The following is a 25,248-nucleotide window of genomic DNA, read 5'->3' as shown; positions in this document are numbered from 1 at the left end:
CGCGAGCCGCGGGCCCGTCCGCAAGCGACGTGCCCCTGCGGCCTGCACGCCACGAGGCGCGCAAGTCACGGCCGGGCACGATCCGTCCGGGTTATCGGGAGGGTCGGGCCGGTGGCTGAAGGGAAATCCGCAAGCTCATCGGCGTGGGGATCGTGCGAATCGCACGCTGTCGCCCGCGGCGGCCCGGGGAACGGACACGATGACGCTCGCGCCCAGCCGCTCCAGCAGCTTCGGCCCGATGCCCGGCACCGCCAGCAGGTCGTCGGGCGACCGGAACGGCCCGTGCAGCTTCCGGTGCGCGACGATTCGTGACGCGAGCACCGGACCGATGCCCGGCAGCCGATCCAACTCGGCCTCGCCGGCCCGGTTGAGGTCGAGCGCGCCGACGCCCGCCGGAGGCTGCGCGGACGGGCCGGACTCCGCGGCGGGCGGCAGCGGCGCCGGCGCGGGCCGCGGCTCGCGCCACAGCAGGTCGGACAGCGTTCCGATCGCCACCAGGGCCAGCAGCACGAGCGCGCCCCGGCGCTCGGCGGGAGTGAGGTCGAACACGTCGCGTTCCGCGGGGGCGGTGGCGGAGGCGACCGGCGGCCGGGCGAACGCCCGCGGGCCGCCGGCGAATCAGTTGAAGAGCGGCCAGATCATCTCGAAGCGGAACGTGCGACCGCTGTCGCGCGCCAGCCGCAGGTCCGGAGCGCTCGCCAGGTCGAGCCAGGTTTCCTCGTGCCGGACGTTCTCGAGCCCGTCGGCCCTCAGCACGAACGTCGCATCGCCGAGCGTGAACTCGCCGCGCGCGGCGAGCGTCGCGTACCCGGGAAGCGTGACGTCGCCGAACAACGCATCGCGGGTATCCGTCTCCCGCTCGCCGATCCACGACGCCTCGGCGCGCAGCCGCACGCCGAGGTCGCCGGTGAAGAGCCGGAACGCCGCGCCGACGGCGGCGGTCGCGCCAACGGCCGGGTCCACGCGGCGGGCGAGCCGGTCGCCCTCGCGCGCGAGCAGGTAGCCCGAGCCTTCTAGGCTCAGCACCCGCCAGCTCACCCCCGCTTCGGCGCTCGCGAACGCGAAGCGGTAGCGCTCGTCCTCCGCCTCCCAGCCCTGCAGCAGCGCGACGTCGCGCACCGGAAAGCGCACCAGCACGGCCCGCCCGCCCGTGCTGCCCGTGAGCGCCAGCGCGCCGGCGTGCGCGTTGCGCCGTGCGGCGCGCACCTCCGCACCCGAAACCCAGCTGTCCTGGACGAACGGCCGCACGCCCGCGGAGAGGTCGCTCCACACCGGGTCCACGACGCGCTCGGCGAACACGCGCAGCGAGCGCGCGGCGCCGCCGGCCCGCCAGACCAGCGCGGGCGACATCTGCCAGCGCTCGCGCCTGCGGCTGGGCGCGTCGTGCCGGCCACCGCCGAGTTCCAGCTCGAGCCGGCCGGATCCGACCGGCGCGATCACGCGCGCCGCCGCCCACACCGCATGCTCCTCCCACGTGTCGCGCGTCGCGCTTCCGGCGTACTCCCGGCTCACCCGGCCCTGGCGCACCTCGATTCTGGCTCCCAGTTCGCCGCGTCCGCGCCGCAGCGAGCCCGCGAGCTCGGCGACGTTGGACTGCGCCTCGCGACGCACCCACGGATAGATCACGTCGCCGGCCGCGAACGATTCGCGCGCGTCGCGCCCGCGCGAAAGGCGCGCCGAGAGCGCGCGGATCGAGTCGCTCCAGCTCCAGCCGAACGAACCGGACTCGCCCTTCGCGGCGTCGGCGGCGCCGACGCGCTGCCGCTCGGCCGATCCCCGCTGCGCGAACGAACCGTCGAGGACGTGACGGCCGCGGCGCGCTCCGCCGTTCACCAGCCACAGGTGGTCGCCGGCGCGCTCGAGGTCCCCCGCCACCTCGCGCTGGTCCGCCACGGCTCCGCCCCGCACCCACGAGCGCTCGTCGCCGCGCGAGACGTAGATGCCGTTGCGGTCGAGGCCCGCGTCGCCGCTCACGACGGTCCAGACCGAGCGCGGCTTGCGGCTCGTCGGCGGGGCGAGCACCGGCGTCGCGCTGGCGATGGCGGTGCCGAAGCCGCGCCAGGCGGCGCCCTCGCCGACGACCACCGTGGCGCTGTCGTACCACGCGAGCGGCGCCTGGGCCTCGGCCACGCCGGGCGCGGGAAGCGCCGCCGGCGCCAGCGGGTCGCGAAGCTCGAAGCCGCCGGCGGACAGCCCCGCGAAGACCGGAGGAATGCCGAACGACAGCGAAGCGTCCGGAGTCCAACCCGGCGAACCCGGGCGCGCCCACCAGGCGGCGAACGTCGAGACCGAATGCCCCGCGGGCACGTCGGCGGCCGGCGCGACGGTGGGCGCGGCGGCGAGCAGGCCGAGGACCAGTGCGGGCACTGCGGAAGAACGGCGAATGGCGGCGACTCCGTCGGGGTGGGCGTCGGGGATCTGCGGCCGCGAAGGTTAGTCGCGCGCGCGCGCGGGCGTCAACGGCGCGCGGCGTCCGCGAGCAGGTCCACGGTGCGCGCCGGCACCGGCATTTCGCCGAGGCCGGCGCCGCGGTGCGTGCCGTGGAAATCCGAACCGCCGCTCTCGATGAGCTGCAGGCGTTTCGCCACCAGCCGCCAGCGGCGAATGGCGGGTGCGCCGTGCATGGGGTGCCAGACTTCGATGCCGTCGAGCCCGGCTTCCCTGAGCCGTTCCACGACCAGCTCCGGCAGCGCCGGACCCGGATGCGCGAGCACCGCCGCGCCGCCGGCGTCGCGAATGCAGGCGATGGCCTCCTCGGAGTGGAACGCGGGGCGTGGCACGAACGCGCTGCCGCGGGTTCCGAGGTACTTCTGGAACGCGGCCTCGACGCTCGGCACGTGTCCGGCGCGCAGCAGCGCCTGCGCGACGTGGGGCCGGCCCACGACGCCGGGTTCGGCGGACGCGAACACGGCCTTCTCGTCCACGGGAACGCCCTGCTCGCGCAGCCGCTGCATGATGGCGAGCGCGCGCTGCCGGCGCTCTCCGCGGAACGCCTGCAGCCGCTCGAGCAGCGACTCGCTCCGATAGTCGATGAAATAGCCGAGCACGTGCAGGTCCCACTCGCCGAAGGTCGAGGAGATCTCGATGCCCGGCACGAGCCGCAGCCGGCCTTCGGCCGCCGCGAGCGCGCGCGGCATCGCCTCGACGGTGTCGTGGTCCGTGACCCCGAGGGCGACGACCTCGTGCGCCAGGGCGTGCTCGATCAGCTCCTCGGGCGAGAGCTGGCCGTCGCTGAAGAACGTGTGCGAGTGCAGATCGACCCGGCGGCCGCCCGTCCGGGCAGTCCGCGCAGGCGTCATGCGCGGCCCAGCACGCGGCGCAACGCCGCGATCCGGTCGTTCACGTCCTCGAACCCGGGCATCTGCGCCGAGACGCGCTCGTACTCGGCGAGCGCCGCCTCGGACTCGCCGAGCTCGACGAGCGCGTGCGCGTAATGGAACCGCAGCTCGCCGTCACCGCCGTCCTCGATCGGGTGCTGGAGCGCGCGGCGGAACTCGCCGACGGCCTCGGCCCAGCGCCCCTGCTCGATGTGGCAGCGGCCGATCATCTCGAGCGCCCGCGGCGCGAGCCTGGGCTCGCCCACCGCGACGCGGAAGGAATCCACCGCCTGTTCGAGCAGGCCCATCTCCCGGTACGCCATGCCGAGATCGTAATGGCTCTGGGCATCGCCGGCCAGTTGCGCCTCGACGCCACGCTGAAACTCCGCGAGCAGGCCCGAGAGGTCGAACGTCACAGCCTCGCCCCGCCCGACCGCCACCTCGACGCGGCCCGCCTCCATCGGCGGCGCCCCCGCGGGCGGGGCGGGCGAAGCGACCGCGACCGGGCCCGCGGCCGCGCCGCCGGCCAGCCGCTGAAGCCGCCGGCGTGCCGTGTCGTTCTGGGCGTCGAAGACCATCGCGCGCTCGAACCAGCGGCGCGCTTCCGACTCGTCCCCTGCGTTCAGCGCGCGATCGCCCATCTCGCAGGCGACCGTGGCCGCTTCCTTCTTGTCGCCGCGCCGCTCGCAGTTGATGAGCCACAGCTCGAGCACCGACGGCGCCACGGTCGCGCTGCGGCCGAGGCTGCGGTAGATCGTCGCCGCGCTGTCGAAGCGGCCGAGGACCTCGTACGCCTGCGCCGCGCGGGCGAGCGTGCCCGACGCCTTCTCGCGGTCGCCGGCACGGAACTGCTCCTGGGCCGAGGTGAGCAGCGCCTCGACCTGCTGGAGGCCGATTTCCTGCGTCGTCGGGCCCTGCGCCGGCATCGCCTGCGGCGCGGGAGGCGCCGGCTGCGGCGCGGGTGCGGGCGGCTGCGGCACCGGCGCCGCGACCGGCGGCGTCGCTGCGGCCGGCTGCGCGGCCACCGGCGGCTCGAAGCGAAGGCCCGGCGCCGCGGTCGTGGCGGGCTCGGCGCTCGCGGCGGGAGCCGGGGCCGTCGTTTCGGGCTCGTCCTCCTCCTCCTCGAGGATCACGACGACGTCTTCGTCCTCCTCGGGCGCGCGCTCCGGCTCCGGTTCCGGCTCCGCAGCGACCGGTGAGGGCTCGTCGGCATACGCGAAGGTCGTCCCGGGTTCTTCATCGTTGCCGATCTCGTAGACGTGCACCTCGTCGCCCGCATCGGCCGGGGCTGCAGCCCTCCCGGACGTGGGGGCCGGCGCCGGCTCGGACAGGCTCGCCTCGTCGATCACGAAGCGCACCGTGTCGCCCGCTTCGGAATCTTCCTCGTCGCCTGCGGCTCCGTGGTGCGGCGCGAGTTCCTCCTCGGAAACCGCGAAGTCCGCGGGCGAGGCCGCGCCGGAGCCATTTCCGGCCGCGGGCGGGGCCGAATCATGGCGGCCCGAGTCGAAGCCCTCGACCGCTCCGCGCGCCGAAAAGTCGGGACGCGCCATCATGACGCTGCCCCGCGCGGTCGGCTCGAGGTCGAGCCCGTCCCTGGCGGCCGGAGCCGTGAGTTCCTGCGCGGACTCGACCCGCTCGATGCGCTGCGGTTCGGGCGTGGAGATGTCGGGAGCGGACTCCAGCTCGATCTCGTTCGCGCCCAGCTCGTGCGTCTCCGGCCCGGGTTCGCCCGCCACCGCCAGCGCCTCGGCCGGCAGGCCGTCCACGCTCGCGTCGAGCTTCGCCGCGCGGGTCAGCACGCGGGTCGCGTCGCGTTCCTGGCCGCGCTGGCGGTACTGGTCCGCCGCCTCGACGAGGGCTTCCGCCGCCTGGTGCTGGTCGCCGGCGAGGACCCAGGCCTCGGAAAGCTGCTCGAGCACCTTGATGTTGTCCTGGCAGACGTCGAAGGCCTTGCGGAGCGCGTGCGCGGCTTCCGCGGGCGCGCTGGAGCGCACCATGTGCTCGGCGTACTGCACGTAGTACAGGGCCGCTTCACCCGCCAGGCCGTCGAGCGCGTGCAGGTTCGCCAGCGCGTTCAACACCTTGGCCGGCGACAGCGAAAGCCGCGTCATCTTCTTGCACACGGCGATCGCGTTCTTGTAGAGCGAGGCCTTCTCGTAGGCCGCGACGGCCGACAGGTAACGGTCCGCCGCGTCGGTCTGCTCGCCCTTCTTGTAGAGCAGGTCCGCCAGCAGGACGAAGTTGTAGGGGTCGGAGTCCTCGAAGCCGACGAGCTTCTCGTACTCGGCCAGCGCGCCGTCCAGATCGCCATTCTGGATGCAGCGCTGAGCTCGACGCTTGATCTCGATCGCCTTTTCCAAGTTGGCTGATTCTCCCCGGGCGACCCCCTCGTCGCGCGGTTACAGGACTGTCCGAATCAAGCGCTCATGCCGGACCTCACGGCGTCCCGGCACTGCCCGCCCGCGGCGAGCAACGCGGCACGCGCCGACTCGAGGTCCGCTGCCACGGCTGTCTTATCGGCGCCGTCGGGCAGGGACTTCAGGTTGATTTCCACGTTGAGGCCTGCGCCCTCGCCGGCGGCCTGGGCGAGAAGCCCCGCCACCCCAGCGTCGGTGGCGGCATTGGGGTTGCCGTGGCGGACCGCCTCGGTGACGACCTCCACGAGCCGCGTGCAGACGCGCAGCGTCTCGAGCGGGACGCGGCAGGCCTGCAGGTCGGCGACGGCGATGGCCGCCGCGCGTGCCTCCTGCTCGGCGGGGGTGGCCTGCGGAAGCCGGCGCGCCTTGAGCACCGCGTCGAAGGATTCCGCGTCCCGCCGGGCCAGCCCCAGGAGCTCGGAGCGCAGGGCCCCGGCCTCGCGCTTGACCGTGGTCATGACCGCCTCGCTGGCGGCGTACTTCTTCTTGCCGAGGGTCAGGTTCGCCATCATCGTCGCCAGACAGGTCGCGAGCGCGCCCGCGAAGGCCGCCACCGTCCCTCCGCCCGGCGTCGGGGTGGGACCGGCCACCTGCTCGAAGAAGGTGGCGATCGGAACCGCTTCGGTGAGCGGCGGGGTGCGCAGACGCAGCTCGAGCACCTGGTCGCGGCTGAAGCCCTCGAGCTGCAGCCCGTGCTCGGCGGCCGCGATCAGCGCCGCCTCGGGCACCAGCCCCACCACCTCGCAGCCCGAGATGGCCGCGCCGTGCCGCGCCGCCTCGTCGCGCACCAGCGCGAGCACACGATGAATCGGGGTCGCCTCGACGTTGACCAGGTTCATGCTGACCTGCGCCCTGCGCCCGCCCTCGATCGAGAAGCCGAGCGCCCGCACGTTCCGGAGCCCGCCGCTCTGCTCGCGGATCGCGGCCGCGATCGCCTTCGCGACGCGCACGTCCGGGGTATTGAGGTTCGCGTTGAAGGCGACCAGGAAACGCCTTGCGCCGACGGCGGTTGCTCCGGCGGTGGGATGAATCCTCCCGGGCCCGAAGTCCGGCTGCTTCGCCGGGTCCTTGCCGATCAGCTCGCGCAGGCCCTCGAACTCGCCGCGGCGCACGTCCGCCAGGCTCGTGCGCGCCGGGCTGGTGGCGGCCGCTTCGTAAAGGAACACCGGGATCCCGGCCTCATCGCCGATGCGCCGGCCCACCTGCCTCGCCATTTCGGCGCAGTCGTCGAGCGTGACGTTCTCGACCGGCACGAACGGCAGCACGTCGGTCGCACCCATGCGCGGGTGCTGGCCCTTGTGATGGTTCAGATCGATCAGTTCCGCCGCGCGTTTGACGACGCGGACCGCCGCCTCCATCACCGGCTCCGGCTCGCCCGCGAACGTGAGCACCGAGCGGTTGTGGTCGGGGTCCATCTCGGAGTCGAGCAGGGTGACTCCCGGCACCGACGAGACGGCGGCGAGCAGCTGGTCCACCACCTCGCGGCGGCGGCCTTCGGAAAAGTTGGGAACGCATTCGACGAGGCGGGACATTTCGGCTCTCCGGCGGATCGTGAGTTTCGGGTCCGGTGCTCGCGCGGACTTCGGACTTACGGCCAGACCCGCCGCTCGACGGCGGGCAGGGCGAGGTCGGCGCCGCGCATGAAGACGGTGTCGGGGCGGACGGCGGGCATCCAGTACGGCAGCTCCTCGAGCGTTTCGCACTCCCACATCACGGCGTCGCCCCAGGCGCCGGGCGTGAGGTGCCCCACCTCGGCCTCGGCGCCGAGCGCCCGGGCCGCGTTCCAGGTGATCGCCAGCAGCGTCTCGCTGGCGTCGAAGCCGCACAGGCGCGCGGCGAGCGCGGCGCACTCCATCAGCGACTGGGCCGGTGCGGTGCCGGGGTTGAAGTCGGTGGCGACGGCGAAGCGCGCGCCGCTCGCGCGGATCATCGCCGCCTCGGGCAGGCGCTGCCGCAGCGTGAGCGCCGCGGCGGGCAGCAGTACGCCGACCGTTCCGGCCTCGGCGAGCGCGCGCCAGTCCTCGTCGTTGGCCGACTCGAGATGATCGGCGCTGCGCGCCTTGAGCTCCGCCGCGAGCTTCGCACCGCCGAAGCGCGCCATCTGCTCGGCGTGCAGCTTGACCGGAAATCCCAGCTCGACCGCGCGGGAGAGCACGGCGCGGCACTCCTCGACCGTGAAGGCGATCGGGTCGCAGAAGACATCGATCGCCCCGGCCATGCCGCGGCGGTGGATCTCGGTCAGCAGCTCCCCCCGCACCTCCTCGACGTACTGCTCGCGCCTGCCCTCGTACTCCGCCGGCAGCGCGTGCAGCACCAGCGCGGTCCGATGGACGCGGACCGGCACGCGGATCGCCGCCCCTCCCATCAGCTCGAGCAGGCGGATCTCGCGGCGCGGCGCCAGCCCGTAGCCGCTCTTGACCTCCACGGTCGTGCAGCCGTTTGCCCGCCAGCGTTCGAGGCGGATGGCCAGCCCCTTCTCGAGCACGTCCTCCTTGACCGCCGCGGTCGCCTGCACGGTCGAGCGGATTCCGCCCCCGGCCGCCGCGATCTCGGCATAGGGCCGGCCGGCCAGCTTCATCTGGAACTCGCCCGCGCGGTGCCCCCCGAAGATCATGTGCGTGTGGCAGTCCACGAGGCCGGGCGTCACGAGCTTGCCGTTCGCGTTCATCGGCCGGGCGTCCGGGTGGTGGCGGAAAAGCTCCGCGGCCGGCCCCACCTCGAGCACGCGGCCGTCGCGGAACACGATCGCGCCCTTCGGGAAGCGCAGCACCTCGCGGCCCTCCGCGTCGGGCGTCACGACCTCGGAGGTGTTGTGCAGGATCAGGTAGGCCGAACGGCCTGCAACCGGCTTGCTGGACGGATCGTGCGCGGACCAGTACGTCATCGCGTCACGTCGTCACGCCCGGCAGCTTCATGCCGGTCGCCCGCGCATGCGCGATCGCTTCCGGGTAGCCGGCGTCGGCGTGCCGCATGACACCGGTGCCCGGATCGTTGAGCAGCACGCGCGACAGCCGTTCGTCGGCCTCGGGCGTGCCGTCGCAGACGATCACCTGCCCGGCGTGGATCGAGTTGCCGATTCCGACTCCGCCACCGTGGTGGACGCTCACCCACGAAGCGCCGCTCGCGGTGTTGAGCAGGGCGTTCAGGATCGGCCAGTCGGCGATCGCGTCGCTGCCGTCGCGCATCGCCTCCGTCTCGCGCCACGGCGAGGCGACCGAACCGGTATCGAGATGGTCGCGGCCGATGACGACCGGCGCCTTGAGCGCGCCTTCGCGCACCATGCGGTTGAAGCGCAGGCCGAGGCGGTGGCGTTCGCCGTAACCCAGCCAGCAGATGCGGGCCGGGAGTCCCTGGAACGCGACGCGCTCCTGCGCGAGCGGAATCCAGCGATGCAGCCGCGCGTCGTCCGGGAACTCGGCGAGCGCGGCCGCGTCGGTGGCGAGGATGTCCGACGGTTCGCCCGAGAGCGCGGCCCAGCGGAACGGGCCCTTGCCGACGCAGAACAGCGGGCGGATGTACTCGGGCACGAACCCGGGGTACGAAAAGGCCTCCGCCTCGGACAGCCCGCCCTTCGCGGCCTCGCCGCGCAGGTTGTTGCCGTAGTCGAACAGCACCGTGCCGCGCGCCTTCATGCCGAGCAGCGCGCGCACATGAACGGCCATGGACTCGCGGGCGCGCTTCACCAGTTCCTCGGGCCGCGAGCGGCGCGCCTCGGCGGCCTGCTCGAGCGATAGGCCGGCGGGCACGTAACCGTTGAGCGGATCGTGGGCGCTCGTCTGGTCGGTGGCCACGTCGGGGACCACCCCGCGCGCGAGCAGATCGGGGATCACCTCGGCGGCGTTGCCGACGAGGCCGACGCTCAGCGGCCGCCGGGCCGCCTGCGCCTCGCGGCACCAGGCGAGCGCCTCCTCGGTCGAGCGGGTCAGGCGGTCGCAGTAGCGCGTCTCGACCCGCCGGCGGGCGCGCGACTCGTCCACCTCCACGGCCAGGCACACGGCGCCGTTCATGGTCGCGGCGAGCGGCTGCGCGCCGCCCATGCCGCCGAGGCCGGCGGTCAGCACCAGTTTCCCCGCCAGCGACCCGCCGAAATGCCGGTCGGCGCACTCCGCGAAGGTCTCGAACGTGCCCTGCACGATGCCCTGCGAGCCGATGTAGATCCACGAGCCGGCGGTCATCTGCCCGTACATGATCAGCCCCTTCTTCTCGAGCTCCCAGAAATGCTCCCAGGTGCCCCAGCGGGGGACGAGGTTCGAGTTCGCGATCAGCACCCGCGGCGCGTGCGGATGCGTGCGGAAGACGCCGACCGGCTTGCCCGACTGCACGAGCAGCGTCTCGTCGTTCTCGAGCGAGCGCAGCGAGGTGACGATGCGGTCGAACGCCTGCCAGTCGCGCGCCGCCTTGCCGGTGCCGCCGTAGACGACCAGCTCGTCGGGCTTCTCGGCCACCTCGGGATCGAGGTTGTTCATCAGCATGCGCAGCGCGGCTTCCTGCACCCAGCCCTTGCACGAGAGCGCGGTGCCGCGCGGGGCGCGCACGACGCGTGCGACGGCGACGGGGTTCATGAGTCCAGCACCTCCTCGGCCAGCTTGAGCGGCGCCGCGGACAGCACCCACTTCGCGACCTCCTCGGCCGGCCCCGCCAGCGGCCGGTCGCCTTCGGGCGCGGGGCTCACCCGGCGGATCGCGCCGTAGAGCCGCTCGCAGCCTTCGCCCGCGGTCAGCGGTCTGCGGAACTCGAGGCCGCGGCAGGCGCAGAGCAACTCCAGCGCCACGACCCGCGCCGCGTTGTCCACGACGCGGCGCGCGTGGCGGCCGGCGATCGGCGCCATGCTCACGTGGTCCTCGATGCCCGCGCCCGTCGGGATCGAATCCACGCTCGCGGGATGAGCGAGCGACTTGTTCTCGGAGACGAGCGCCGCCGCCGTGTACTGGGCCATCATGTAACCGGACTCGAGGCCCGGCTGCGCCGCCAGCACCGCCGGCAGCTCGGAGACGCGCGCGTCCAGCAGCCGGTCGATGCGCCGCTCCGACATCGAGGCGATTTCGGCCACGGCGATCTTGAGGTAGTCGGCCGCGAGCGCGACCGGTTGTGCGTGGAACAGGCCGGCCGAGACGGTCTCTCCACCCTCGGGCAGGACGAGCGGATTGTCGTTGACGCAATTGAGCTCGATTTCGAGCTGCCGCTCGACGTGCACGATCGCGTCCCACGAGGCGCCCATCACGCCCGGAGCGCAGCGCAGGCTGTAGGCGTCCTGCACCCGGCCGCAGTCGCGATGCGACTCGACGATCCGGCTGCCGGCCGCGTAGCCGCGCAGCCGCGCCGCCGCCTCCAGCGCGCCCGGGTAGGGGCGCAGGGCCATGACGTCCGCGCGCGCGGGCTGGAAACTGCCCATGAGGACTTCGGTGCTGAGTGCCGCGGCGGCGACCGCCGCCTCCCAGACGCGCTGGGCGTCGGCGCACGCCAGGGCGGCGAAGGCCGTCGAGAACTGCGTGCCGTTGACGAGCGCCAGGCCTTCCTTCGCTTCGAGCGTCAGCGGCTGCAGGTGCGCCCCGCGCAGCGCCAGCCCCGCGGGCATGCGCTGCTCGCCGAGCCACGCCTCGCCCTCGCCCAGCATCACCGCCGCCAGGTGCGCCAGCGGCGCGAGGTCGCCCGAGGCGCCGACCGATCCCTGCTCGGGCACGACCGGCGTCACCTGCCGCTCGAGCATGTCGAGCAGCATCTCGACCACTTCGGGCCGCACGCCCGAGCGGCCCTGGGCGAGCGACGCGGCGCGCAACAGCAGCATCGCGCGCACGACCTCCGGCGGCGCGAAGCGCCCGACGCCCGCGCTGTGCGAGCGCACCAGGTTCACCTGCAGCTGGCGCACGTCCTCGAGCGGGATATGACGGTCCTTGAGCTCCCCGAATCCGGTCGTCACGCCGTAGACGACGCGCCCCTCGGCCAGCGCGCGCTCGACGACGGCCCGGCTCGCGCGCATGCGCGCGCGCGCCTCGGCGGCCAGCTCGACCTTCGCCCCGTCCCGCGCCACCGCCACCACGTCGTCGAGCCCGAGCTTGGTCTCACCCAGCCGGATCACGCATCCTCCCCCGCTCCGATGCCCACTTCCGACAGGAACCGCGCGGCCTCGGCCGCCAGTTCGTTCGCGTCGCTCCATAGCCGCGGTTCGACGGGGAGCGCGGCGCGAAACGGGCCGCGGTAGGAGGCCTTCGCCAGCCGCGGATCGCAGATCACCAGCACGCCCCGGTCGTCCGACCGCCGGATGAGGCGTCCGACCCCCTGCCGGAAACGCATGACCGCCTCGGGCAGTGAGTCCGCGCGGAAGGGATCCTGCCCGTGTTCGCGAAGCCGCTCGCCCCTCGCCTCGACGAGCGGATCGTCCGGCACCGAGAACGGCAGCTTCGCGACCACCAGCAGCTCGAGCGCTTCACCCGGAAAGTCGACACCTTCCCACAGGCTTTGCACCCCGAGCAAGACGGCGCCCCGCGCGGCGCGGAAGCGATCCGCGAGCAGGCCCGCCGGCGCGTCCACGTCCTGCGCCAGCAGCAGCCGGCCGCGGGGCAGCAGCGATTCCAGGCGCGCGCGCGCGCGCCGCAGACGCTCGTGCGCGGTGAACAGCACCAGCGCGTTGCGCCCGGTCGCGGCGCTGAGCGCCGCGACCACCCCGGCGACGGCGGCCGCTTCGTCGGGGCCGCCGTCGAACACCGCGACGCGCATCTGCCGCTCGAGCGGGAACGGCGAAGGGTAGCTCGCGCGCTCGAAGGGCAGGCCGCCGTCCTCGCCGAGTCCCAGCCGGCCCGCCGCCCATCCGAAGTCGCCGCCGCTCGACATCGTCGCCGAGGTCAGGACCGCCGCGCGCGCCTTCGACAGCAGCGCGCCGCGCGCGAAGCCGCCCACCGAAACGGGCGCGCCGCGCAGCTCGGCGGTCTTCGCTCCCGGCGCGAGGCTTCGCCAGAAGACCCAGTCCGGATCGGACGCCTCGCTGAGTTCGGCGAGGTCGGTGTGCAGCACGTCCCAGCGCATCGCCAGATTCTCGAGCTCGGCCGACAGTTCCTCGCCGGCCGCCCCAGCTTCCCGGCCGAGACAGGCGGACGAGGCCCGCCGCAGGATGCCCGCGAACGCGCGGCAATGTTCGAGCACGGTTTCGAGCGGCGCGAGGTCGCGACCGAGCAGTTCGAGCTGCGAGCGGTAGCGGCGGCGCGTCCCGTAAAGCCCGTGGCCCGGCGAATCGGGGGCGAGCGATGTGAACAGTGACGCGGACGCCTCGCGGGTCTCCTCGGCGCGCGCGCGCAGCGACTCGAGATCGGCGAGCAGCCGCTCACCGGCCGCGTCGCCGCCCAGCAGCGGGAGCGTGAACGCGCGCACCCGCGCGAGCACGCCGCCCGCCTCCGCGGCCCGCGCGCCGCCGCCGCGGGCGCGCCTCGCGGGCCGGCCCGTGCCGGTCAGGCGCAACAGCTCCTCGAAGCGATGGCGCGACACGCCGCGCTCGAGCGCGCCCGAGAGCACGCCCTCGAGCCGGTGCGCCTCGTCCACGATCAGTACCTCGAACTCCGGCAGCAGTCCTTCGGATTCGGCCGCGCGGGCGAGCAGCGCGTGGTTGACGATCGTGAGCCGCGCCTCGCCCGCAGCGCGGCGGGCCCGCGACCACCAGCACTCCCGTCCGCGGCGGCAGACGGCCGCGGTGCATGCGGCGGGGTCGGTGGCGAAACGGGCGCGCACGCGCCGGAACGTCTCGGCGTCGGGCGCCTCGAAGCGGTCGAGATCGCCGTCCGTCTCGCCCGCCGCCCACGCGCGCAGCGCCTCGATCGCCTCGAGTTCCTCCGCGGGCGCGCCGTCGGCCAGATCCAGGGCCCGCGGGCACAGGTAGTTCTGCTTGCCCTTGAGCCGCGCGACCGGCAGTCGCACGTCGAGCGCCCGAAGCAGCGCCGGGAGGTCGCGTTCGTAGAGCTGGTCCTGGAGCGACTTCGTGCAGGTGGCCACCACCACGCGCTCGCCCGATTCGAGGGCGTGCAGCACCGCCGGAAGCAGGTAGGCGACCGATTTGCCGACGCCCGTCGGCGCCTCGGCCACCAGCACGCCACCCCGTTCCATCGTCCGCGCCACGTCGCGCGCCATTTCCACCTGCGCGTGCCGCTCCTCGTAGCCGGCCCACACGCGCGAAAGCGCTCCTCCGGGCCGCAGTGCCGAGACGACACGGGATTCGAGCGACATCTAACGAGCCTCCCGTGTCCGGGCCACCGCCGGTTCGCGATCGGCGCGCGCCATCAGAACGCCGTCACCAGGCGCAGGTGGATCTTGCCGTCGAGAAATCCGCGACCGGGCTCGAGCCCGTAGTCGAGATCCACCATCCCGCCCGCGGCCGGCAGCCGCATCCCGAAGCCGATGCCGTCCGCCGACTGGCGGGACATCCGGTCGCCGCCGGCCGGCAGCGGACGGCGCGTCTGCATCTCGGCGTGATCCCAGAAGACCTCCAGGCGCTCGCCGTGGGTTCCGAGGAAGTAGCGCCATTCGGCGCGGCTCAGCGCGAAGCGATCCACCCGATAGGCCTCCTCGTCGTGACCACGCAGGGACGCCGCGCCGCCCAGCGGCCAGCGTTCCCAGTCCGCGAGCAGGCCCTGCGAGACGAACCGCCCCGCGGCGCGCAGCTCGAGCGTCACGCCCTGCGCGCCGCGCAGCGGGCGGTGCCATTCGCCCCGCAGTTCGACCGCGCTGGTGCGCGCGTCGCGCGTCGCCGACGGGGAACGCAGCACCTCGCGCTTGTCCGTCTGCGTCGCCGCCAGGCGCGACCAGGTTCCGCGCCGCGGGGCGCCGGCGTCGTCGCGCGCGTCGCGCTCGATCCCGAACGTCACGCTCGAGAGGTCCGCGCTGCGCACTTCACCCGTCGTCTGCACGACCCTCTCCTTTTCGAAGCCACCTTCGATCGTCTCGCGGGTTCCGAGCGCCGTGCGCGCCTTCGCGCCCCAGCGGAAGCGTGTGTACACCGTGTCCTGCACCTGCTGCTGGAGGGCCAGCTCGAGCCGCAGCGGCGAGCCCAGCACGAGCGGCTCGGCGTAGCGGGCGCCGAAATCCGTGAGTCCGCGTCCGCGCGACTGCCACGCCAGCGACACCGCGCGTGCCGTGCCCAGCACGTTGCCCAGGTCGAGCTTCGCCAGACCGACCGCCGTCCCTCCACCCTGAAGTCCGACCGCGCCCTCGAAGGTGTTGTAGCGCGGTTCCTCGACCTTCCAGCGCAGGATGCCGCGGCGCCAGTCGCCCGTGCTCGCGAGGTCAAGGTACTCGACGCGCCGGAACACTCCCAGCTGGGCGAGCCGCTGCCCGGCGGCGCGCACCGCCGCCGGATCGTACGGCCGGCCTTCGAGCCGGCCCGCGGCGCGCGCGACCACGTCGGCGCGCGTCGAGCGAAGGCCCTCGAAGCGAAGCTGCGAAATCGTGACGACCGGCCCGCGCGAGCCGGAGAGCCGCACGTTCACGCGGCCCGAGTCCTCGCTCCAGCCGCTCACGCCCAGACGCGCCCAGGCGTGGCCGCCCGCGACCGCGGCGTCCACCGCGCGCGTCACCGCTTCGGTGAGCGCCGCGGGCCCGGCCACCGTTCCAGGCCGCCAGGCGAGCTGCGCGGCGAAGGCCGCCGAGTCCTCGGGCGGCACCTCGAGCGCGAGCGTTCCCCAGCGTGCGCGCGGACCCGCTTCGGCGCGCACCCGCAGCGCCGCGTTGCCCTGCGCCCAGCCGGCATGGACGCGGGCGGAGAGCCAGCCTCCGGACTGGAGCGCGGCCTCGGCGCCGCGCAGCGCCGAGGCGAGCGCGATCGAGTCGCCCGGGGCGCGCAGCGCCGGCGCGAACAGCGCACCGGCCTCGCGTTCGCCGCCCGGCCAGCCGGCCAGTTCGAGGCGCGCGGCGGCCCGCGCCCCGCCGGCCATCGCACCGGCGAGCAGCAGCGCCAGCACGGCGCCCGCCACGATTCGCGCGCTCATTTAGAAGAAGGCCCTCACCTCGGCCCTGCCGGTCGTCGTGGTTGGCCGTCCGGGGAAATCCCGGACGGCGGCGGTCAGCCCGAGGGTCGTCGTCTCGTGCAGGCGCAGATCGAAGCGCGCGGTGCCGTCCCAGCGCGGCGCGCCGGCCGGGTCCACGCCGGGGAGCAGCGTCAGGGCCGGGGGCCCCGAGACGAACGCCCGGCGCACCGTCAGCTCGGCCCGCCCGCGCGCACCCACCGGCACGCCGACGTCCGGCCCGAGCCGAATCGTGCGTGTCGCCTCCCGCTGGCCCAGCGGCCCGGAGAACGTCAGATCGGCGGCGGCCGCCGCGCGGACGCCCGTCCTCGGCTGCCATTCGCAGCGCGCCGAGACGGCGTCGTCCACCAGCGTGCGGTCGTAGCGCGAGGCCGGCGCCACCTGCGAGGCGCGCTGCCACTGCGCGCGCAGTTCCGCTTCGAGCGTGGCCGTCGCGCCCGGCCGCGCGCGCCAGCGCAGCGAGCCGCTGCGCAGGTCCGAGAGCTGCGCGAAGTTCTCGTAGGTGCGGTCCGCGGTGACCCGGCGCTCGGCGCGCAGGCGCACGGCCGCCGCGCGCGAGCCGGGAGCGAAGTCGCCCTCCAGGCGCTGCACGATCGTGCCGCGCGCAAGTCCCGGGTCCACGAGCGCGAGGCCCGTGGAGAGCACCGCGTCGGCCATCCGCAGCGCCCCGCGCCGGCGCGCCTCGTCCTCGAGCGAGAACTCGACGCGCGATCCCCGCCAGGCGGCCGAGCCGCCGAAGTCCCAGCGCGCCCGCGCGCTCGAGGCGACCCGCGTGAAGCGGTCGAGCTCGGGGCTCACGGCCAGGACCAGCTCGTAGTCGCCCGTGCCGGTGAAGTTGCCGAGCGCGTCGTAGCTGCCGAGCCCGGGCCCGGCGTAGGTCAGCACGCGGGTGCGCTTGTTCTCGGCCTCGCCCGTGACCTCGACGTCGAAGTGTCCCGAGAGCCCCGTGGGCCGGTGCTCGCCGTGCAGCCGCACGCTGGCGAGGTCGGCGCGCGTGCGCCGGCCGCTCGACGATTCGCGAACGTCCCGGCGTTGCGCGCTGAGCGCGATGCCGAGTGGCGCCCCCGCGGGGCTTTCGCCCGCGAGCCGCAGCGTGGTCGCGCGGCTGTCGGCGCGGGAGGCGCCCGTGTCGGTCCGGTCGCGGCGGCGCGTGAAGCCGGCCGCGAGCCGAAACGGCGGCCGCGAACCCGAGGCGAGGTCGGCCGTCAGCTCGTCGGTGCGATACCGGACCGACGCGCTGTCGCCGGGCGTGCGCCGGTCGTCGCGCTCGAAACGCAGCGACGGCGCGACCAGCGCGCCGGCACGGCGGACCTCGGCCAGCAGCCGCCGGCGGCCCGCATCGCCGAAGCGCCGGCCCGACTGCCCGCCCCGGGCGTCGAGCAGCAGGGCGCGCGTCGTGAGCACGCCGCCGCCGGTCCACTCGGCCGAACGACGCACGCCGGAGTAGCCATCCGGCGTCGTCAGCCGGCTCCAGTCGGCGCGCAACTGGTCGCCGGCACGCGGCTGCCACCAGCCGGCCGCGTCGGCGCGCCGCTGGTGGTCGAGGTCCGCCCCGGCCGGCAGCCCCCAGTCCTCCTCGGCGTAGGGCCGCTCGAGGCGCGAGAAGGCCGCGAAGCGCTTCTCGACCGAGCGTGCGCCAAGCGACAGCCCGGCGCGCCCGGGCAACCCCGGCGCCTCGCCTTCGAGCCCGAGCGCGAGCCGCGCCGCCCCGCCGGTGTTGTCGCCGTCGTCCAGCGACGAGAAGGCGTTGCGATCGAGCTTCGATCCGGCCGCCTCCGCCTCGAGCGTCACGGCGCCGAGCTTCGCCGAGCCACCCACGCTGAGGAGCTGGTGAGTCTCGGGCAGCGGCAGCGAACGTCCGACCACGAAGTCGCCGCGCCCGGGCCCCACCCAGCGGTACGCGGTCCGTCCGGCGACGATCGCCGAGTCCGCGTAATCGCCGCGTCCCGCGTCCGTGCGCGTGAAGCGCACCGAGAACTGTCCCGAATCCGGTCCGGCCCAGGCGTAGACCAGCGTGTCGGGCGCCACCCGCACGCTGTCGTATTCGCCGACGCCCGCGACGACCGCCACGCCCACAGCGCGCGCGGCCGAATCGCCGGCGGCCGCGAGCGCCTGCCGGTCGGCCGCGTCGAACGCCACGTCGAGCGGGCGACCCCGATCGTCGCCCTCGCTGAACGCGGCCGCGAACAGCTTCACCGGCCCGCGTCCCCAGGCGGTCGAGGCCGCCGCGACGTTGCGCCGGTAACGCGTGGCGGCGGCCTGGTACTCGACCGTGATCCGCGACGCCGACGAGATCGGACGGCGGTTGGTGAAGGTGACGCGCCCGCGTTCGTAGTCCATCGAGTAGTCCGCGCTCTCGCCGCGCGACATTCGCTGGCCGTCCACGGTCACGATCTCGCTGCCGGCGACGACGCCCGCGCCCGTCTCGCCCGCCGAGTTCGTGAGCAGGTAGGGCCCCTGCAGGCCGTCCACGCCGGCGAACTGCAGACGCCGGTACTCGCCCTGCGCGCTCGCCGCCGCCGCCGAGGCTTCGAAACCGGGCCCGAGCCAGTCGCCGCGCACGCCCTGCACGCGCCGGTCGAGGCGTGCGAACGAGCCGAGGGCGAAGGCGAGCGGGATGTCGCCGAGCGCCGCGCGAGCCTGCTTCGACTTGAGCTCCACGAGCACGCGGTCGAGCGACTGCAGGTCCTGCGTCGCACCGCCCGAGGTGAGCGGCGTGTTGCGGTCCGACAGCACGCCGGTCAGCTCGACGCCCGGCGCGACCCGGCCGCTGACCGCAAGGTCGAGCGACTGGCGCAGGGCCGCGTCCTGCGACGATCCGAAGTCCACCGCGACCGTCTTGTTGCCGGTCACGGCCAGCGATGCGCCGAGCGGCGCAAGCGCCACCTCGCGTGCGGTCGAGGGTCGCGCCACGGGCGCCGCCGCGGTGTCGGTTTCCGAGCTTTCCGGCGGCGCCTCGGCCGGCACCGCCCGCAGCGCGAGCGGCGCGTATTCGAGCGGCGGCGGCGCAAGCAGTCCGCAGGCCGCGACCCAGAGCGTCTCGCCCGGGGCGAGCGGGGAAAGCAGCCGCACCTCGCCGCGCAGCAGGTCCACGGCGTAGTCGCGCCCCCGCACCCAGCCGCGCGTACGCGTCCAGGCCGAGTCGCTGCCGGCGCGCAGGAACGTGCGCGGCAGGCGGAAGCGCGCCTGCGTGAGGCTGCCGGCGAACGGCGTGACGCCGCACGAGGGATCGCTCAGTTCCGCTCCGTGGGCCGCGGCCGCGAGGACGGCGAGAAGCGCCAGCACCGGCGCGCCGGTGCGCACGGCCTACTTCCCCGTCGCGGTCGTGACGATCGCGAACCGGCGGACGCGCGCGGCGCCCCGCTCCGCCACCAGCAGCGTGCCGTCGGGGGCGAAGGCGAGCGCGCCCGGCCGGGCGAGGCCGGACGTGCGCGCGAGCAGCGCGCCGCCCGGCGAGAGCAGCGCCAGCGTGCCGGCGCCCTCGTCGGCGATCGCCACGCGGCCCGCGTCGTCCACCGCGAGGGCAAGCGCGCCCGATTTCGTCGCGGACGACGAGGCGGCCGGATCCGGGACCCAGGCCAGTCGCACCACGCGGCCGCCGGCGTCCATCCACTGCAACCGCGCCGGGCCGCGCTCGTGCGGGCGGTCGGCCGTCATCAGCACGCCCTGCGGCGCGACGGTGATCGCGGACAGTCCGCGCAGCCAGCCCTCGCCCGGGCCGTGCCCGCCGATCGCGCGCAGGAAGCGCCCGGAGAAATCGAACGCCAGCACTCGGTCGCCGTCGGCATCGGCGACGTACACCGCGCCGCCCCGGTCGGCCGCGAGCCCGATCGGGGTGACGGGACCGATCGAGGCCTCGAGGTCCGGGTCCTCGAACCCGGCGAGCACGCCGAGCAGCCGCAACTCGAGATCGTAGGTGACGACCCGGCGGTTCTCGACGTCGAGCACCGCGACGCCGAGCGATCCGAGCCGCGCCACGGCGCCCGGGCGCCGGAACTGGTTCGGCGCGCTCCCGAGCGAGCCCGCCTCCTGGCGCCGCGTTCCGTCCGCGTTCCAGCGCAGCAGCCGGTGGGTCGCCGCGTCGCTCACGTACACGCGTCCGAACGCGTCGGTCGCGACGCCGCCCGGCAGCACGAGTCGGCCGGGCCCGGTTTCCCCGACTCCGAAAGCTTCGCCCGGCTCGAAGCTCAGCGGCAGCCGCGTGGTGTCGGTGGCGGCCGGTTGCGGTCGGAGCGCACGTGCGGCGGTGTCGCCCGCGACCGCGGACGGCGAGGCCGGAGCGCTCTCCGCCGTGCCCGTCGGGTCCGCCGCCGGTGCAGCGGCCGCCGCGCGCCCGCACGGCGCGAGGACGAAAGCCGCGAGCCAGACCACGAGCAGCGAAGCCGGTCGCATGGCGCCCGCCGCGCCCTTCAGAAGCTCGTGGTCAGGGCCGCCCGGAACGCGGTCGCGTCGTCGCCCGGGGCCGGCTCGAACTCGAAGCGCCACGACTGCGCGGGCGCGCGCACCTGCCCGGCGGCGCGTGCGGCGTGCAGCGCGCTCACGAGCCGGTTCGCGATCGCCAGCCCGAGCATGTTGTTGGCGCGGATCGCCGCCCGATGCGCGTCCTTGCGCTGCGCGCCGTAGCGCAGGAGAGCGTCGAGACTCGACCATCTCCAGGTGTCGCGGCCCTGCAGCGAGTGCTTCGCGATGTATTCCCGGTAACCCGTCATGTCCGGGTTGTAGACGTCCTGCAGGTACAGGTTCGCGGCGTCGCGCGCGACCACGTACTGGTTGTACTCGTCGCTGCTCCTGAACGAGCCGACGATGCGGCGGAACTCCTCGTCGCGTCCCTTCAGATCGATGCCCGCGTCGAGGAGCGCCGTCTGCCGGTACGACTCGCGCCGCATCTGCTCCTGGATGCGGAACGCGGCGAACGAGCCCCAGATGCCGAGGTCCGCGACCGCGAACACCTTCGCGGACCCGCGGCGCCCGAGCGTCGCCTGTCCCCAGCCGGGAACCGCGAGCGAGCGGAGCAGGATGCGCGCGCGGTCGGGCCCGAGCGCCATGCCCTCGGGGCGCGGCGGTTTCGCGCGGCGCTCCTTGCGGCCCTTCTTGTGCCGGCTCAGCTTCGTCGAATCGCGTTCGCCGAAGCCGCCGAGCGTCGCGCCCTCGAGCGCCAGCGGAGAAATCATCGGGCCCGGCACGTACGCCGACAGCAGGAACTGCTCCGCGCCGGCGCGCAGCGGCCCCGCGGGCGGCGCGGAGGCCGCCCGTGCCGGCGCGGCGAGCACGGCCAGCGCGCTCACCGCGAGCGCGGCGATCCGGCCGACGGCCCGCACGCTCAGAACCTCCGCACCAGCGCGGCCCGGAACTCCGGCCGGCCGTGCCGCAGCTTCTGCGAGACGCGCAGCTGGTACTGCTGCCGCAGCGGGAGGTTGTGGATGCGCGCCGCGCGCAGCGCGTCGATCGCCGAGACGACGTGATTGAGCCACAGCAGCATCTCCATGTGTCGCGAGAACCGAAGTTTCGAGTCGCGATCGGCGCGCAGCCCGTTGAATCGAACCTGTTCATTGCTCGGGTTGGAACCCGAGAAGCCGCCGACGAAGCCGGGATCGGTCGCCAGCAGCCGGTAGTAGGACTCGCGGTCGCCGGCCCACAGCCGCTCGAGGTAGGTGACGTCGCCGCCGCCGGCCTGCTCGAAGCGTTGCAGCGACCAGCCCGCGGTCGAATCGTAGGGATTGCCGACGAACGCCTGCGCCTCGTCGTCACGCCGTCCGGCGTCGCGCTTCGCCAGGCTGCGTTCGACCCAGCCGGCGGTTTCGATGAGCAGGTAGGCCCAGCCGCTGCGTTCGCCGACGTAGAAATGACCCGCGCCCGGCAGGATCGCCGACATCGCCAGCGCGCCGCCCTCGGACTTCCAGCCCGGCACGTCCACGCTGTGGTAGGTCGAGTCTTCCGACAGCCCCCACTCGCGGTCGATCACGCGTTGCGCGAGCCACCCGTCGGCGTCGGTGGTCGCCGCCCGCAGCGCCAGGCGCGAACCCGCCAGCGTGTCGCCCCGTGCCGCGCCCGGCGCGCCCAGCAGCGCGCACACGCACGCCACGGCGCACCCCGCCGCGAGCTTCACCGCAGCACTCCCACCGGCACCATGCCGACCGCCGAGCCGCCGGCACCCGCGAACCTGACGCGCGCGACGTACAGTCCGGAGGGCAGCGCGCCGGGATCCCACACGACCGTGTTCTCGGAACGCCCGCCGTCCCGGGTGAAGGACGCCACCTCGTGGCCCGAGGAGTCGAGGATGCGGAACTCGACCCGGGCCGCCTCGCTCAGCGTGTAGGCGAAGGTCACCGGCGAGCGGCGCGCGGGATTGGGGAACGCCTTCAGGCTGCCGCGCACCAGCGGCCCCGCCACCGGCGCCCCCGGCGCGGGCGTGGAAGCCTCGGGCAGCGCGTTCGTCCGGCCCGCGTCGTGCCCGAGCATGGTCCATGGCATCGCGGTCGCCCCGCCCGCCAGCACCGGCAGGCTGTAGGCGTAGAGCAGCGTGTCGCGATCGGGCGCGACCAGGTCGAGCGAACCGTTGCGCTCGAGGTCGGCGGCGACCAGCGTGCCCGCGGCCCCGGCTCCGGTCGCGAGCGGCCAGCCCTCGGGCACGTGGCCGTCGGCGCGAATCGCGGCCAGCAGCCCGCTGCCGTTCATGACCACGATCTCGGGCCGGCCGTCGCCCTGCACGTCCACCGCCAGCGCGGGCGTCGCGCTGCGAAGGTTCTCGTCGGTGCTCGGGCGCGGCCAGCCCGGCGAGGGGCGGCCGTCGCGGTTCACGAACGCGACGCCCGAGCGCACCGTCTGGACCAGCACCTCGGGAAAGCCGTCGCCATCGGCGTCGCCCGCCGCGAGCCCGGGCACGATCGAATCGCCGAGCGAGGTGCCCCAGCCCGGCAGCGCCCCTCCGGCCGGGCAGAAGGCCCACAGGCGGTCGAGCGCTCCCACCACGAGCGTGGGCTCGTTCCGCGCGCAGTTGCCCTCGGCGTACGCGCCTTCGCCGCCCATGCGCAGCCACAGGAACTCGGGGGCGGCCGTGACCGGCAGCGAAAGCGGCCAGCCGGATTGAAGCGCGAGCGCGCCGTCGTAGCGCAGCACCGCCACCTGCCCCGAGGCGCTGCCGACGGCCAGCCACGAAGTGTCCGAGACCGCGCCCGCGCGAGCGACCTGCAGCACCGCCGGGCCCTTCCAGAACGCGAGCCGTCCGGCGGCGGGACCGCCGAGCACGACCGCGCTCGAATCCACCACGGCGCCGTCCGTGCCCAGCGCGTAGACGCGCCCGTTCGCGGCGCCGACGAAGATCGCCACCGTCGGCCAGACGCCGGCGATGACCGGCGGCGTCGTGGCCGCCGACGGCAGGCGCACCGGCCAGCCGGGCAGCGGCGCGCCCTGGTGGTCCACCAGCCAGACGCGGCCGCCGAGCGTGTCGCCCGCGCCTTCGGTGACGGTCGTGACCGCGAACACCGCGGGCCCGTAGCCCAGGTCGGCGTCTCCGGTCACGACCGCGGCCAGGACCGGCAGCGGCCTGCGGTCGAGCGTCGCGAAGACGTGCGACGGTCCGGCGAGGCCGGCTCCGTTCGGCCGCACCGCGAACAGGCAGGTGCTGTCGCCGTGCGCGGCGAGCGTGTCGCCGCCCGCCCAGCAGATGTCGAGTTGGCGATCCCCGTCGGCGTCAATCGCCAGCAGGGCCGGGCCACCGGGCGGAAAGTGCGCCACGACGGGGAACGCCGGCAGGTTCCACGTGCGCAGCGGCCGGAATCGCATGGTGCTGTCGGCGTCGTCCAGGAACTCGACCCGCAGGTGCGGGCGCGAACCGGTGTTGGGCAGCAGGTTCGGCATCGTCGTGTCGGAGAGCGACGGGTTGATGCGCTTCTGGAAGGGATCGAGCGGACTGCCGAGCAGGTAGGGCGAACCGACGTCGCCGAGGTCGGCGAGCCCGTCGGCCTCGATCACCGACAGCCCGCGCCGCGCCCAGTTCGAGTTCATGCCGTAGTCGGGATTGACCCGCAGCGAACGGTCGAACGGGATCACGCTCTCGTCCACGTGCCAGGCGAGCAGGCCTCCGCCCGGCAGCAGCGCGTCGTAGTCGTAGCCGCCGAGGGCCTTCGAGCCGAGGATCACCCGGGTCGCCGAATCCGCGTCGAGCGCGACCCCGGCCAGGTCCTCGGGCGGCAGGTAGCGGTTCTCGAGCACGACGTACTCGTCGGACGACAGCGGCAGCTTCCAGAAGACGTTGTGCCGCTCGTTGTCCCGCAGGGCGATCGTGTCGCCCCACGCGGGCACGCGCACCTCCATGCCGTCGCCCATGAACGGCCGGTGGAACGGGTCCACGCTCGGCGGCAGCAGGCCGATGGCGAAGATCTCGCTGCCGTCGTTGAGCCTCAGGCGCGAGCCGAGCAGGTTGCCGCTGTCCATGAGCGACCAGTAGCCGCACACCGGATAGCCGCTGCTGATGTCGTAGACGTCGAGGAAGCCGAACAGGTTGTGGCCGTTCTCGTGGGTGATGACGCCGTTCAACGCCCCGTAGTAGCCGTCCTGGTTGATCGTCTCGGGCACGAACGAGGCGCGGTCGATCGGCCGGTCGAGGTTCCACTGGGCCGAGTCCGCGAACACGACGCGGTCGGTGTCGGCGAGGAACACCGTGAAGGAGGGGATGTCCTCCTTCGAGTCCTGCCGCACGTCGCTCTGCAGGTCGCCTCCCGCGTGGATGACCGTGAAGCGGTCGTAGCGATCCCACGGGATCCGCTGGCCGCGCGCGGCGGACTGCGTGTCGGCGGCGAAGAACATCTTGCGGAACATGTCCACCGCCGCCCGGTAGACCTCGGGGCCGAACTTCCACGGCCCGAAGTCGGCGAGGTCCGTGCAGTGGTAGGCGCTGTCGCGTTCGGAGGGCCACACGTCCACCTGCAGGACGGTGCGGCCGTACGACTGCGCCGCCACGTAGCGTTCGAGCGCGCGCGCGTGCGCCCGGTAGAAGTCGCCGTTGTGCGGCGGACGATCGATCGGCGGCAGCAGCGTGTCGGGTCCGCTGAGGTCGAAGCGCCCGTCGCCGCTCGAGGCGCTGCCGCCCCGGTCGGCGAGGAAGTCGATCCGCAGGAACGCCATGCGGATCGTGTCGGGCTCGGCCGGGAGGACGCCGAGCGCCGCCGCGGGTCCCGCGCCGCGGCCGCCGCGGGCGGCGCGCCAGCGGCCGCTTCGCGACGCCCGGGCGGTGTAGTCGATGCCGCGTCCCTCCGGCATCGCCGCGCGCTGGATCGCCAGCCCCTCGCGGTGGCGCGCCTGCAGCAGGTCGAGCTGGCGCATCTCCGCCGGGGTCAGGATCTCGCCGCGCGGCGGCAGGCCGCGCCGCGCCGCGAGCGCGGCCGCCTGCGGGGTGGTGACCGGCCGGGCGAGCAGCTCGGCCGAGTGCACGACGGCCGCACCGGACACGATGCCCAGTGCGGCCGTGAAGCAGATGCGACGAAGGATTCGCAAGCTCGGAGCGTAAGCGCGCAC

General features: G+C 74.4%; 15 protein-coding genes. All 15 read right to left on the bottom strand.

Features of this window, described 5'->3' with window-relative positions; all coding sequences use genetic code 11:
* Window positions 1-135: 135 nt before the first annotated feature.
* A complete protein-coding gene (locus tag IT347_10880) occupies window positions 136-549 on the bottom strand; it encodes a helix-hairpin-helix domain-containing protein (GenBank protein MCC6350079.1) in 414 nt (137 codons plus the stop codon).
* Window positions 550-618: 69 nt separating this feature from the next.
* Window positions 619-2,367 (bottom strand): hypothetical protein, encoded by a 1,749-nt coding sequence (locus tag IT347_10875; protein MCC6350078.1) that lies wholly within the window; start codon window positions 2,365-2,367, stop codon window positions 619-621.
* An 89-nt stretch (window positions 2,368-2,456) separates the two neighbouring features.
* Window positions 2,457-3,299, bottom strand: a complete 843-nt coding sequence (locus IT347_10870; GenBank protein MCC6350077.1) for a PHP domain-containing protein — start codon at window positions 3,297-3,299, stop codon at window positions 2,457-2,459.
* The gene (locus tag IT347_10865) at window positions 3,296-5,677 is read right to left on the bottom strand and encodes a tetratricopeptide repeat protein (GenBank protein ID MCC6350076.1); all 2,382 of its coding nucleotides are present in this window, start codon (window positions 5,675-5,677) and stop codon (window positions 3,296-3,298) included. Before IT347_10865 ends, IT347_10870 begins: the two co-directional genes overlap by 4 nt.
* Before the next feature lie 56 nt (window positions 5,678-5,733).
* The gene (gene ftcD, locus IT347_10860; protein ID MCC6350075.1) at window positions 5,734-7,266 is read right to left on the bottom strand and encodes a glutamate formimidoyltransferase; all 1,533 of its coding nucleotides are present in this window, start codon (window positions 7,264-7,266) and stop codon (window positions 5,734-5,736) included.
* A 56-nt stretch (window positions 7,267-7,322) separates the two neighbouring features.
* Window positions 7,323-8,618: an imidazolonepropionase gene (locus tag IT347_10855; protein ID MCC6350074.1), complete on the bottom strand. Its 1,296-nt coding sequence runs from the start codon at window positions 8,616-8,618 to the stop codon at window positions 7,323-7,325.
* 4 nt (window positions 8,619-8,622) lie between these two features.
* Window positions 8,623-10,296: a urocanate hydratase gene (hutU, locus tag IT347_10850; GenBank protein MCC6350073.1), complete on the bottom strand. Its 1,674-nt coding sequence runs from the start codon at window positions 10,294-10,296 to the stop codon at window positions 8,623-8,625.
* Entirely contained in the window at window positions 10,293-11,888 is a 1,596-nt protein-coding gene (gene hutH / locus IT347_10845; GenBank protein MCC6350072.1) for a histidine ammonia-lyase, read from the bottom strand. Before hutH ends, hutU begins: the two co-directional genes overlap by 4 nt.
* Window positions 11,807-13,942, bottom strand: a complete 2,136-nt coding sequence (locus tag IT347_10840) for an ATP-dependent DNA helicase (GenBank protein ID MCC6350071.1) — start codon at window positions 13,940-13,942, stop codon at window positions 11,807-11,809. Before IT347_10840 ends, hutH begins: the two co-directional genes overlap by 82 nt.
* Before the next feature lie 53 nt (window positions 13,943-13,995).
* Complete coding sequence (locus IT347_10835) at window positions 13,996-15,699, bottom strand: BamA/TamA family outer membrane protein (GenBank protein MCC6350070.1); 1,704 nt, start codon at window positions 15,697-15,699, stop codon at window positions 13,996-13,998.
* Window positions 15,700-19,038: a hypothetical protein gene (locus tag IT347_10830; GenBank protein ID MCC6350069.1), complete on the bottom strand. Its 3,339-nt coding sequence runs from the start codon at window positions 19,036-19,038 to the stop codon at window positions 15,700-15,702. It lies immediately after the preceding gene.
* Window positions 19,039-19,041: 3 nt separating this feature from the next.
* On the bottom strand, window positions 19,042-20,127 hold the full coding sequence (locus IT347_10825; protein ID MCC6350068.1) for an NHL repeat-containing protein: 1,086 nt from the start codon (window positions 20,125-20,127) through the stop codon (window positions 19,042-19,044).
* A gap of 17 nt (window positions 20,128-20,144) precedes the next feature.
* Window positions 20,145-21,053: a hypothetical protein gene (locus IT347_10820; protein ID MCC6350067.1), complete on the bottom strand. Its 909-nt coding sequence runs from the start codon at window positions 21,051-21,053 to the stop codon at window positions 20,145-20,147.
* A gap of 2 nt (window positions 21,054-21,055) precedes the next feature.
* The gene (locus tag IT347_10815; protein ID MCC6350066.1) at window positions 21,056-21,841 is read right to left on the bottom strand and encodes a hypothetical protein; all 786 of its coding nucleotides are present in this window, start codon (window positions 21,839-21,841) and stop codon (window positions 21,056-21,058) included.
* Window positions 21,838-25,227, bottom strand: a complete 3,390-nt coding sequence (locus tag IT347_10810; protein MCC6350065.1) for a hypothetical protein — start codon at window positions 25,225-25,227, stop codon at window positions 21,838-21,840. The genes IT347_10815 and IT347_10810 overlap by 4 nt, the downstream gene beginning before the upstream one ends.
* Between the last annotated feature and the right edge of the window lie 21 nt (window positions 25,228-25,248).

The organism is Candidatus Eisenbacteria bacterium, assembly GCA_020847735.1.
Classification (GTDB): Bacteria; Eisenbacteria; RBG-16-71-46; order RBG-16-71-46; family RBG-16-71-46; genus CAIXRL01.
This window is presented reverse-complemented; position numbering and strand designations above follow the sequence as displayed.